Annotated in this window: 8 protein-coding genes and 2 pseudogenes; 7 read left to right on the top strand and 3 right to left on the bottom strand. The window is 45.0% G+C overall.

Features of this window, described 5'->3' with window-relative positions; all coding sequences use genetic code 11:
• Positions 1 to 73: 73 nt before the first annotated feature.
• Positions 74 to 547 (bottom strand): GAF domain-containing protein, encoded by a 474-nt coding sequence (locus tag UA76_RS15500; RefSeq protein ID WP_047047965.1) that lies wholly within the window; start codon positions 545 to 547, stop codon positions 74 to 76.
• An 87-nt stretch (positions 548 to 634) separates the two neighbouring features.
• On the opposite strand from UA76_RS15500, the gene UA76_RS15495 reads away from it, so the two are divergent.
• From UA76_RS15495 to rsmF, 4 genes and pseudogenes are all read left to right on the top strand, one after another.
• Positions 635 to 2,431: an ABC transporter ATP-binding protein gene (locus UA76_RS15495; RefSeq protein ID WP_047047962.1), complete on the top strand. Its 1,797-nt coding sequence runs from the start codon at positions 635 to 637 to the stop codon at positions 2,429 to 2,431.
• Between the two features lie 45 nt (positions 2,432 to 2,476).
• Positions 2,477 to 3,793, top strand: a complete 1,317-nt coding sequence (locus UA76_RS15490; protein ID WP_084705522.1) for a paraquat-inducible protein A — start codon at positions 2,477 to 2,479, stop codon at positions 3,791 to 3,793.
• Positions 3,786 to 6,423 (top strand): annotated as a pseudogene (locus UA76_RS15485) (PqiB family protein). The gene UA76_RS15490 and the pseudogene UA76_RS15485 overlap by 8 nt, the downstream one beginning before the upstream one ends.
• Before the next feature lie 135 nt (positions 6,424 to 6,558).
• Positions 6,559 to 7,983 carry a 16S rRNA (cytosine(1407)-C(5))-methyltransferase RsmF gene (gene rsmF / locus UA76_RS15480; protein WP_047047959.1) on the top strand — a complete coding sequence of 475 codons (1,425 nt, stop codon included), beginning with the start codon at positions 6,559 to 6,561 and terminating at the stop codon, positions 7,981 to 7,983.
• A 171-nt stretch (positions 7,984 to 8,154) separates the two neighbouring features.
• Here the strand turns inward: rsmF and UA76_RS15475 are convergent.
• A pseudogene (locus tag UA76_RS15475) lies at positions 8,155 to 8,990 on the bottom strand (CvfB family protein).
• A 101-nt stretch (positions 8,991 to 9,091) separates the two neighbouring features.
• On the opposite strand from UA76_RS15475, the gene UA76_RS15470 reads away from it, so the two are divergent.
• Entirely contained in the window at positions 9,092 to 10,459 is a 1,368-nt protein-coding gene (locus UA76_RS15470; protein WP_047047956.1) for a hypothetical protein, read from the top strand.
• 24 nt (positions 10,460 to 10,483) lie between these two features.
• Here UA76_RS15470 and UA76_RS15465 read toward each other — a convergent pair whose 3' ends face one another.
• Positions 10,484 to 10,963 carry a PaaI family thioesterase gene (locus tag UA76_RS15465; protein ID WP_047047952.1) on the bottom strand — a complete coding sequence of 160 codons (480 nt, stop codon included), beginning with the start codon at positions 10,961 to 10,963 and terminating at the stop codon, positions 10,484 to 10,486.
• 286 nt (positions 10,964 to 11,249) lie between these two features.
• Here UA76_RS15465 and UA76_RS15460 point away from each other — a divergent pair, with 286 nt between their 5' ends.
• Together UA76_RS15460 and UA76_RS15455 are read left to right on the top strand one after the other, a co-directional pair.
• Positions 11,250 to 12,302, top strand: coding sequence for a 3-deoxy-7-phosphoheptulonate synthase (locus UA76_RS15460; RefSeq protein WP_047047949.1), 1,053 nt, complete (start codon positions 11,250 to 11,252; stop codon positions 12,300 to 12,302).
• A 17-nt stretch (positions 12,303 to 12,319) separates the two neighbouring features.
• On the top strand, positions 12,320 to 12,805 hold the full coding sequence (locus UA76_RS15455) for a YajQ family cyclic di-GMP-binding protein (protein WP_047047946.1): 486 nt from the start codon (positions 12,320 to 12,322) through the stop codon (positions 12,803 to 12,805).
• Positions 12,806 to 12,871 lie beyond the last annotated feature (66 nt).

Raw genomic sequence — 12,871 nt, 5'->3', positions numbered from 1 at the left:
TCCGCGAGCATTAAGAGTAATTAATCAGGTATTATAGTGACCTGCAAACGAAAAACCACACTATAAGGTTAATTTATGCCTTGTTAGCGTGTGAATTGAGCAGCTTTTCAACTTCTGTCATCAAAAATACCAGACCTTCCTCGTCAACCTCGCTAAATCGACCAATTTTTGGACTATCGATATCCAGAACCCCTACTATTTCTCCGCCAATGCTAAACGGAATAACAATTTCAGAATTACTTTCTGCATCACAAGCAATGTGTCCTTCAAACTGATGTACATCGTAGACACGTTGAACTTGGTTTTGTTCCACCGCTGTACCACATACACCTCGCCCAACCGGAATACGCACGCAAGCAGGCTTACCTTGGAAAGGACCAAGAACCAACTCACCTCCTTTCATCAAATAGAAACCCACCCAATTTAAATCTTCTAGTTCTAAATTCAGCAGTGCACTTAGATTAGAAAGATTAGCAACAAGATCTGTTTCAGATTCCAGTAATGCGACAGCTTGTTTGGTTAAGCGATGGTAATGTTCTATTTTCATATTAACTTCTCTGTAAATAGGAGACTTCATTGTGACTTATACGTATTATGTGACCCTAAACTAAAATAGGACTTATTCTCAATTAAAATGCCTGATCACACACACACTATTAGCCGCTCTTGGCTTATAACACAAGCAAAAAAACACAAGTCTAAGCTATTGATAGCTAATGCCATTGCGATTTTGGCAACCCTTATCAGTGTTCCGATTCCCCTTCTAATGCCGTTAATGGTCGACGAAGTGCTGTTGAACCAGCCTGCCAGCGGGCTTGATATGATGAACAAAGTTCTTCCTGTTCAGTGGCAAACGCCGACCGGATACATTGGCCTGACCCTTATATTAGTTTGCCTAATGAGATCGGTAAGCCAAGGTTTGAACATCTTTCAAAGCCGACAATTTACTTTGGTGTCTAAAACGATCACCTACCAAATTCGTACACTCATGATCGATAAGTTAGGCCGGATTAGCATCAAGCAGTATGAAACCAAAGGTAGCGGCGGCATCAACTCTCACCTTGTGACCGATATTGAGACTATCGATACCTTCATCGGCTCCACATTAAGTAAGTTCATCGTTAGCCTACTTACAGTGCTGGGAACAGCTGGCGTTTTATTGTGGTTAGACTGGCGACTTGGCCTCTTTATTCTTTTGGTTAACCCTATCGTTATCTACTTTTCTCGCAAACTTGGTAGCAAAGTAAAACACCTCAAGCGCCGTGAAAATGAATCTTTCGAGCGGTTTCAAAACCGACTGGTCGAAACCCTTGATGGCATCTACCAATTACGAGCAGCAAATAAAGAACGCGTTTTCCTAAACGAACTCAAAGAGCAAGCGAATCAGATTCGGTTAGATGCAGATAAATACGCTTGGCAATCAGAAGCCGCTGGTCGCGTCTCTTTTCTTCTATTTTTATTGGGCTTTGAGTTATTTAGAGCCGTAGCAATGCTCATGGTACTGTTTAGTGACCTCACCATAGGCCAAATCTTCGCGGTGTTCGGCTATCTATGGTTTATGTTAACGCCAGTACAAGAGTTACTCGGCATTCAGTTTTCATGGTATAGCGCAAAAGCGGCGCTAAATCGCATCAATAGCCTTCTGGATACAGAAGAAGAACAGCGGCCGAATAGTAAAATCAACCCATTTGAAGCAAACAGAGAAGTCGATGTTCAAATAGACAATGTGTGCTTCTCGTATAATGCTGAGCAGCAAGTATTAAACAATCTGTCGCTGTCTATCCCAGCGGGCAAGAAGGTGGCGTTAGTTGGCGCGAGCGGCGGTGGTAAATCCACACTAATACAATTACTTATAGGCGTTTATCAACAATCGTCTGGAACGATCAAATTCAATGGCGCCAATACAGACGACATAGGCTTTGATCTCATTCGTGAACAAATAGCTGTTGTAATACAACAACCTATACTATTCAACGACACTTTAAGGCATAATCTGGCACTGGGTGGCAAGTTTAAAGATACGGAACTTTGGCGAGCACTAGAAATCGCCCAACTCAGTGATGTGACTAACCAATTAAGCGATGGCCTCGATACCCAAGTCGGACGTAATGGTATTCGCTTATCCGGTGGACAAAGGCAGAGGCTCGCCATCGCTCGCATGGTGTTAAGCGATCCTAAGTTTGTAATTTTGGATGAAGCAACTTCGGCGTTGGATACATCAACCGAAGCAAAGCTTCATAAGGCCTTGTCTCTATTTTTGAAAGGCCGAACGACATTAATCGTCGCGCATAGATTATCTGCAGTGAAACAAGCGGACCTTATATACGTATTAGAAGATGGACAGGTCGCTCAAGCAGGCACACACGGGGAACTTGTGGCAGAGCAAGGACTCTATCAAACGTTATATGGCAATTTACAGTCTCTCAATTAAAGGCAGTCGAAAAGAGACACTGTAACGCAATGGAATCAGGGATTAATGGCGCAACAGACCGAAACTGACTTACCAGAAGGTAATACCGAGACGATTCGGTTATGCCAAGGTTGTGAACTTCCCGTCGAAGTCGTTCCTGTTGCGCATGGAAAAAGTGCTTACTGCCCTCGATGCGGCACTCAGTTATATCGAGGAGGCAAGCCCTCTCTTTCCGGTAACCTCGCCATTGCGATTACGTGCTTATTGCTATTCATTCCGTCTCACTTCTTCGAGTTCATCAGCATACGTCTTGTTGGAGTTATGATCCCAGCAACTCTGCCTGCCGGTACACTCACCCTTATGTCCGAAGGGTTTGTCATTCTGGGGTTACTGATCTTGTTCTGTAGCTCTATTGCCCCACTTCTGGTCTGCACTTCTGTCGCTACCGCTCACCTCGCGCTTCGTTATCGCTGGTTTAAGGTACTCAAATATTCATTGGTATTGGTTCAGCAACTGAAACATTGGGTTATGCTCGATGTGTTTTTGGTCAGCATCGCCGTTTCTTGTTTTAAGCTGCAAGACTACTCCGATATTTTCGTTGGTCCAGGCTTATTAGGCTTGGTCATGCTGCAATTAACCACTGTGCTTTTGATCACTCGGGTCAGCGTAAGACGTTACTGGGAGGCTTGGCGCAGTGAAAAAGCATTTCATTTTGAAAAGAAACAAGTTCATTGTCACAGCTGTCATTTGTCCCAACCAGAGGGAGAAAGCTGTGTTCGTTGTGGGTCGGAACTGCATCACCGCATGCCGAACTCCGTTCAAAAGACATGGGCCTACCTTATCGCCGCAACCATTGCCATTTTTCCAGCCAACCTGATCCCCATTTCGATATTAATCACCAACGGTAAACGTCTTGAAGACACCATCTTTTCTGGGGTTGCTTCTCTGGTAAATACGGACATGTTGGGCATCGCTATCATCATTTTTGTCGCCAGTATTGTCGTTCCCGTAGCAAAAATTCTAGGACTCGGATATTTGCTACTCGCCATTAAATTTAAGCGCAAAGTGTTTCACAAACAGCGCATGATGATTTACTTTGCGGTTAAATGGATTGGTAAGTGGTCGGTGATGGATCTGTTTGTTATCTCTATCATGATGACATTGGTTGACCGCGACCAGATACTTAATTTCACCCCAGGTTTTGGCGCCGTTGCATTTGGAGCCGTTGTGGTTTTCACCATGCTTGCCGCCGAGAGCCTAGACCCAAGACTTATTTGGGATAATTATTCAAAGAGGGAACGTTCTCAAAACAGTTCCCCTATCACACCGAAGCCCGTGAAAAGTGCATCGAATCAAAACGAGAAAGAGCTAGAACATGAGTAATGAATCATTGCCTCCATCAAGTCACTTACCTAAAGTGAAGCGCAACAAAGGTATTTCCCCTCTATGGGCTCTACCTATTTTGACAATGCTTCTTGCTGGATGGTTAGTGGTTAAAGCGATTCACGATGCGGGGCAGCGTGTACAGATTTATTTCTCTGACGCCGCAGGCCTTGTCGCTGGTAGAACAACGATTCGATACCAAGGCCTTGAAGTTGGTATGGTTCGGGACATCAATTTATCCGAAGGGCTCGATAGCATCTACGTCGATGCGGATATCTACCCAGAGGCCACCAAATTACTCTCGAAAGAGACGCGGTTTTGGTTGGTCAAACCAACCGCAAGCTTATCAGGAATTTCAGGATTAGATGCCCTTGTTTCTGGTAACTACATATCCATCCAACCGGGCTCCCTTGAATCCGCAGAGCTTGAAACTAAATTTGTTGCCCTAGACAAAGCCCCTGCGGATCTACGCGATACCTTAGACGGACTCAGTATTACACTCAAAGCCAAAGACCTTGGTGGGATTTCAGTTGGCTCTCAAATCGTCTACAAAAAGATACCTATCGGTGAAATCTACCATTATCAGCTCGACGACAAAGGGCAAAACGTCATTATTCAGGCGTCTATTAAAGAAGAATACCGTCACATCATCACCGACAAGAGCCGTTTCTGGAATGTGAGTGGCATAGGCGCGCATTTCGACTTCAAAGGCATTGATGTTCGACTAGAAAGCTTAAGCGCCCTTTTCTCTGGCGCCATTGCTGTCGACTCCCCAGACGACGGCCTTCCCGTTGATACTGACACTCAATTCAAACTCTATAAGGATGTCCAAACGGCAGGGCGAGGCATCGCCATTAAGGTGACGCTCCCTGATGACAACAAAATCAGCCCAGCTGGTGCTCCAATAATGTATCGCGGTCTAGAAGTGGGACAAGTTACTGATTTAAGCTTGAGCGAAGACCGAGAAAGCATTATTGCATCTGCTGCAATACAACCCGCCTTTAGCGATATGTTGAACACTGGAAGCCAGTTTATTTTGGAAGAAGCAAAAGTCTCGCTTTCTGGCGTCGAGAACATTTCAAACTTAGTAAAAGGCAATTTCCTAACATTGGTACCGGGTGGCGGAGATAAAGCCCGAAACTTCACTGCGATTCGCAAGAACGACTTTAATCGTGAGCAGGCACGTTCTATCCCGCTGCAGTTAGTATCGGACAACTCTTTCGGACTTGAACCTGGCGCCAACATCCTTTATCGCGGCATTCAAGTGGGTGTGATCTCCAAAGTATCACTCAAAGACGAAACGGTGCTGATCGATACACTCATCGATAACAACTACGCCTCGCTTCTGCGTTCGAATAACCGATTCTTTGTGACTGGAAGTGCGAGTGCCGAGCTCACAGAATCAGGCTTAGTGTGACCGTGCCACCAGCCAAACAGCTCCTAACAGGTTCGATTAGCTTTGTGAGTGATGGGTCGTCAAAATCGAAAAAGAGTTACCCGCTTTATGCCAGCCAGTCTTTAGCGGAGTTAGCTAAATCCAATCAAGCAGCTCAATCACGGTGACCTTGGTCGCCAACGAGCTTCCACCTGTATCCAAAGGCAGTCCAATCTTGTATCGAAACCTCGAGGTCGGTAGCGTTCTTGACTACAAACTCAAAGGTGAAAATGTCGTCATTACGACCAACATAGACAACCGTTACAAACACCTTATTACTGATAGCTCTGTTTTCTGGAATCGTTCAGGCGTGGAGTTCAATGCAAGCTTGAGCGGCGTGAGTGTCAAAGCCTCTCCTCTCAAGACATTAGTCCAAGGCGGCATTGCGTTTGATAGTTTAGAGGGAGTTGAAAACAAACAAGGCAACCACTACAAGCTCTATGAGAGCTTTGATAATGCAAGGAAGTTTGGTCACACAATTACCCTCACAGCTAGCAATGCAGACTCGCTTTCTGTGGGTACAGGAATTGAGTACAACGGCGTCAAGATTGGGGAACTCACGAGATTAACACCAGATTTCGACTCAGAATCGGTTGTACTTGAAGCGCGTATTTACCCCGATTTTGCACAAATCGTTGCCAAAGAAGGATCGTATTTCTGGATTAATGAACCTGAAATCGGATTGAGTGGTGTACGCAATATTAAGAACATTTTGAGCAGTTCAATCAGTGTATCCCCGGGGGACGGTAAACCTCACCACCTATTCGCACTCAACACCAAACCGAAAACAGGTAAGTACACCACGTTTACTTTGCAAAGTGAGACTCGAGGCTCAATTGCCGCTGGTACGCCGGTACTCTATCGAGACATCGAAGTCGGTGTCGCGACCAATGTTCGACTTGGGGAGTTCGCCGACCGCGTGATCACTACTATCAATATCGACAATGAATACGCGTATTTGATTCGACAAAACACGGTATTTTGGAACACGTCAGGTGTTGACGTATCGATTGGTCTTACGGGTGCAAACATTAAAGCTGGCACGATTGATAGTATAGTTCGTGGGGGAATTACGTTTGCCACGCCTGAGCAGTCTGAGCTTATGCCGATTGCTAAGCCAACTCAGTCCTTCTACCTTTACGCCAAAGCGGAACCTAGCTGGTTAACTTGGCGAACGCCAATACCTAAGCCTTAGGCTCAAAATACTATCTTTTAGACATGAGGCGAGCCCATTAACGGCTCGCCTTTTTTATCTTTCCTTCCTTCAAACCTAGTAGTCTCGTAGCATTTCGCTATAATCCCTGCGAACCACAAAACATAGGACCAGACCTTGCATTCGAACGTTTACTTACCTGAAGAATTCTTAAGCCAAATTGAAGCGATTTTACCCGAGCCGCTTACAATGGAAGACTTTATCGCTGCATGCCAACGTCCTTTGCGAAAAAGCATTCGCGTCAACACGCTCAAAACCAGTGTTGAAGATTTTCTTGAAACCGCGAAAAACAAAGGCTGGTCACTAGAAGCTGTTCCATGGTGTGAAGAAGGTTTCTGGATCGAGGCCGATGAATCCGAAGTCCCACTAGGTAACACTGCAGAGCACATGTCCGGTCAATTCTACATCCAAGAAGCCAGCTCCATGATGCCTGTGTCTGCCCTATTCAATCACGGTATTGGAGGGATAGATGCGGTATTAGATATGGCCGCAGCTCCAGGGTCAAAATCAACCCAAATTGCGGCAAAACTTGGCAATCGTGGCGTACTGGTGGCCAATGAATTTTCAGCAAGCCGAGTAAAAGTTCTGCACGCGAATGTTGAGCGTTGCGGTGTAAGAAACACAGCATTGACCAACTTTGATGGCCGTGTATTCGGTGGATGGCTCCCAGAACGTTTTGATGCTGTGCTCATTGATGCTCCCTGCTCAGGTGAAGGTACGGTTCGTAAAGACGCCGATGCAATGAAAAACTGGGATCGTGAGTCCGTGTTATCCATTGCAGACACACAGAAAGACTTAATCGAAAGCGCCTTTCATGCACTTAAAACTGGTGGTTCACTCGTCTACTCTACTTGTACGTTAAGTATTGAAGAGAATCAGCAAGTCTGTTTGCATCTCAAAGAAACCTTTGGCGACGCGGTCGAGTTCGAGTCGCTAGAGAACCTTTTCCCAGACGCGTCAAAAGCGACAACGGAAGAAGGCTTCTTGCACATCTTCCCACAAGTTTACGACTGCGAGGGTTTCTTTGTCGCTAAGATCAACAAAACCCAATCCGTTGAAGCGCCACAAGTTAAAAAACGCATGGGTAAATTCCCATTTGAAAAGGCTTCCCGAAAGCAAGCGGACGAAATCTCAAATTCTCTATCGACTTGCCTGAACATTGAGTTGCCTGAAGACAGCCAGATATGGATTAGAGACAAAGATGTTTGGTTGTTCCCCAAGTCACTAGAGCCAATGATTGGTGAACTGCGCTTTTCTCGTATGGGCATCAAAATCGCTGAGACACACAAAAATGGCTATCGTTGGCAACATCAAGTCGCGACTTCGCTAGCCACCGGTAACGAAGAAAACTGTGTAGTACTTTCAGTCGAAGATGCACGTGAGTGGTACATGGGAAGGGATGTCCGACCAGAAAACATCGCCGGTAAAGGTGAAGTGATTGTCAAACACGGTAACGATGTGATTGGATTGGGGAAATGGGTTGCTAATCGTATAAAGAACGGGCTACCTAGAGAGCTCGTTAGAGACAAAAACCTATTCTAAACCGTAACCCCTTAGTATGAAATTCTAATTGAGCCTAGCTAACTCCATACAATCTACTATAGTTACTGTATGGATATCTCAATATATCAAACAGTTAGCGCAGGCTCTGCATGAGCCATTTCCCCTGGCCCAAAACAAGAACGGTTTTGGGCCTTTTTTTAATCAGGCAAGTTAGTCGACGATACGGATTCCATCTTTTTCGATAGTAATTTTACCTTGCTTATACAGGCCGCCAATGGTCTTCTTGAACGTTCCTTTACTGGTTCTGAACGCACTAAAGATCGCTTCTGGTGAAGACTTATCATTCAGAGGTAAAAAGCCCCCTTTCTTTGCAAGCAGATCCATCACTTTCTCGCTCAGATCGTCCATTTTACCTGTACCAATTTTCTGCAGAGACAGGTCAATTTTGCCATCTTCACGAATGTTCTTGATATAGCCTTTAGCTTCTTGCCAACAAAGAGTTTGCCAAACACATCTGACGGGAAGATCATACCCCAATGTTCGCCATTGATGATTGCTTTGTAACCAAGTTGGCTGCGCTCTGCGATCAGTAGTTCGACTTGCTCGTTGCGCTTGTAGTTGGCTGGTGTTTTATCCAAGATACGGTTGAACTTGGTTGTTCCCACAATACGACCCGACGCTTTGTCTGTATAAACGTGGACCAAGATTGTTTGACCAGCGCTCAACCGACCACGTTGCTCACTGAAAGGAACCAAGAGGTCTTTACTCTTAATACCCCAGTTTACAAAGGCACCTGTTGCATTAATGCCTTCAACTTGCATCAAGCCCCACTCGCCCACTTGGGCGATAGGCGTTTCTGTTGTTGCTGCAAGTTGGCTTTCTGAATCGAAGTACAAGAAAACATCTAAAGACTGACCAACTTCCGTACCTTCTGGCACAAGTCTGTTTGGTAGCAAAGTCGTTCCGAAGTCGTCAGCATCTAAAAACACGCCAAAATCCGCTTTCTTAACAACTTCTAAACGGTTTATTTGCCCAACTTTAATCATTTCATCTGTCTCTCGTTAAATTTGCGGTGATTATACCCAAACTCTGATATGCTTTCTTTAACTTCCATAAGGAAAGTTAGTTATTTTTTCAGGAGGAACCATTGGTAACCGTTGATAAACAGGACGGCATCACTCTTAAGATATCTCACGCAATGGCTTCCACCAAAAGGTCAGATCTCGATGTATTTCTTTTCGTTCCCGGAGAACTTGGACTTAACGCCGATGTACTAAGCGAGAATGAACTCTACTACAGCTCCATTCATCAAAAGCGCGCCTATTATAGTGACAAAACTCTTTTGCCACTGGTGCACAGCCGCTTAGCAAAACGTGGCCGACTCTCCAACACTCAGTATCGTGTCAGTTTGAGTTTGTTTGCCTACCAGTATGTGATTGCACTCGATAAGGCGGTTGCAGAGCTCAACAAACATGAAAAAGATGTCATCACGACCGATGAGGTTGATGAAGTTATCGAGCTAGCATTGGATATACTGAAACGCTTGCGACGCAGTATTCCTTATGAAGAGAGCTTGAAACGCTACTACGCAAATATCGACAACTACTTGTCTTGGTATACGAGCCAACGATTTTTATCCTTGGTTGCCCATATGCCCCGTGACGGTGACTATAAGGTCGTGAAAGAACGTCTACTCACGCTGGTCGATAAAGAATTCGCGCACCGTAAATTGAACAACTACAACTCACAGCGTGTACGTGACGACGTAACGCGAATGAGTAATAAGATGCGCTTACTGCGCAGGCTTATTGAACACCCCATTGTTCTCAAAGAGAAAACAACATCACTTGGCAAAAACATGAAACGCGCCACCAAAGGCGTCGCCACTGGTTTAGTAATGGTCTTTGTGACCATTACCGCGATCATGGCGCGAGATTACTGGGGTGAGATTACCGCTTCTTTCATTGTTGCTATGTCTTTTGTCTATGCTCTACGGGAAATCTTTAAAGACGACCTTCGTGACGTGCTCTGGCGTTGGCTAAGGAAAGGCAAACCTAAATGGCGTAAGCGTTACATCGATCCGACGACAAACAAGTCGGTAGGCCAAAAGCTTGAATGGTTGGACTATAAATCGCTGTCAAAGCTGCCAGACCGTATCAAAGCCATTCGCAAGAAGCGCGTTGTTCAACGTGAAGAGCAGATTGTCCATTACCGCTCGGAAGTCGAAATGTCGACGTCTCGCTTCATGAGCGGTTATGAAGAGACGAGAGAATCACTGATGATTAGCATGCGTCCTTTAACTCGACTTATGGATAAAGGCGCTAACAAAGTGTACCAAGTTAATAATGGGCAAGTGACTAAAGAGTCCGTTGAAAAACGCCATCTACTTAACTTAATCATTAAAGAAGACGACCATAAAAACGAGCCTCAATACTACCGCTGGAAGATTGTTCTAAACCGGAGCAAGATCGTCGCCATTGAGCAAATTGAAATACCAGCGCAACCTAGTAGCTAACCTTCTCAATAAAAGATAACGGAACTAAGCGCTGATTTTCTTCAATGATAGTGTTAAGTGGAATTCGGCCATTGGCTCATCGCCATGAAGTGATGGGCAGATGGCCGTAATTTTTACAGGCCGATTTACTCGTTGACCCGTTGCAAATGCTTCGTCGAGCATTTCATCAATCTTCTTCCCATCATCACAAATGAAATGAACATCGGCTTCGGGCCGTTTAAGGAAATCACCCGTCACCGACTTGAAGGCCAGCGATACCTTCTCCCCTCGCTGCTCAGCCTTATGCATCGCCATAAATCCACCTGCAACGTCTGCACCCACGGCAAGCACGCCAAAATACATACTATTCAGATGATTCTTAGTTTTCCTTCTAAGTGGAATCCGAATCTCCACCCTATCATCATCTAAAGTCAAAATTTTCGGTCGGCTCAACCAAATGAATGGGACTTTGAAAAAACCAAACAAAGAGAGGTAAAGGTTAGCTTTTCTTACCGCACTGATCATATTTGTCTTCCCTGAAAACTAGTCTGACCAGTTAATATTTGAAGTAACATTTTGTCAACATCTGTACTCTAACAATGCCGCCTAGCGCATTCCTTTTGGTATGAAACGTATAAACGACACTAGTCGTCAGTCGAAAACCACCTCATTCATAACAAACAACAACTTCAGTGCTCTACGCGACTGGAGGAATCTTTCATCAATACGAAAAGATTCCCCATAAGAGTTTATTCCTACTCCCATTTCCGTTATCTTTACCGCTTCGAAATTTAAAAGATCAGGCTATCGTATGCCATTAAAAACAGATGAACTAAGAACCCAAGCACTGGGGCCAATGCCAACTCCGGCAGAGCTAGGAAGCGCGCATCCGATCACTGATGACGTAGCCCAGCGTATCGCTCAATCTAGAAAACAAATCGAAAATATCCTTACTGGGGACGACAAACGCCTACTCGTGATTGTTGGCCCTTGCTCAGTACACGATACTGATGCTGCGCTTGATTACGCAGCTCGCCTTGCTGACATCCAAGAACAATACAAAGATGAGCTTTTCATCGTGATGCGCACGTACTTTGAAAAGCCGCGCACCGTTGTAGGTTGGAAGGGTCTAATCACAGATCCAAACTTAGATGGGTCTTACGCTTTAGAAGCTGGCCTAAGCAAAGCTCGTAAATTACTGCTTGATATCAATAAACTAGGCCTTGCGACAGCGACAGAGTTCCTAGATATGATTACTGGTCAGTACATTGCTGACCTTATTACTTGGGGTGCAATTGGCGCACGTACGACAGAATCTCAAATCCACCGCGAAATGGCGTCTGCTCTATCGTGCCCAGTGGGTTTCAAGAATGGTACAAATGGCAACATCAAGATTGCAATAGATGCGATTCGCGCTTCAAAAGCATCGCACTACTTCTATTCGCCAGACAAAAATGGCCGAATGACCGTTTACCGCACTGCAGGTAACCCACACGGTCACGTGATTCTACGAGGTGGTGATAAAGGGCCGAACTTCGACTCAGAAAGCGTTGCTGCAGCCTGTAAGCAACTTGAAGAGTTCGACCTACCACAACGTTTAGTGGTTGATTTCAGCCACGCTAACTGCCAAAAGCAACACAGAAAGCAAATTGACGTTGCTAAAGACATCTGTAAGCAAATCGAATCAGGCAGTGATCGCATCGCGGGTATCATGGCAGAAAGCTTCATCGAAGAAGGCAATCAGCCGATGGATGATATCTGCAACCTTGAATACGGTAAATCCATTACCGATCCATGTCTAAGCTGGCAAGATACCACTCATATGCTAGAGCTACTGGCGAACGCGGTTAAAACAAGACTTTAAAACTTAAGGAATAGATTATGCCTTCTTTTGATATTATTTCTGAAATTGATACAGTCGAGCTACGTAACGCTGTCGACAATGCGACACGTGAACTATCAACGCGTTTTGACTTCCGTGGCGTTGAAGCAAGCTTTGAAATGCAGAAAGATGAATCTGTAAAACTCAGCAGTGAAGCTGACTTTCAGCTACAGCAAATGCGTGACATTCTTCGCGGAAACCTCACCAAGCGTGGTGTAGATGTGAACGCAATGGAGTCTCAGAAAGCAGAGCAAACTGGCAAGAACTGGCATCAAAATGTTGTCTTCAAACAAGGTATCGATACGCCAACTGCTAAGAAAATCGTTAAGATGATTAAAGACGCTAAGATTAAAGTCCAAGCATCTATTCAAGGTGAAAAGGTTCGAGTCACAGGCAAAAAGCGTGACGACCTACAAGCAGTAATGGCTTTAGTTCGCAATGGTGAACTCGGTCAGCCGTTCCAGTTTGAAAACTTTCGTGATTAGGGTCTGTTGACCTTTCGCGGTTAAATTTTGTTCGAGGTAAAATCGTTTTAGGCGAGGCGAAGACCG

The organism is Vibrio mexicanus, assembly GCF_001012815.1.
Classification (GTDB): domain Bacteria; phylum Pseudomonadota; class Gammaproteobacteria; order Enterobacterales; family Vibrionaceae; genus Vibrio; species Vibrio mexicanus.
Note: the sequence above shows the minus strand (reverse complement) of the source record. Positions and strands in the feature narration are given on the sequence as shown.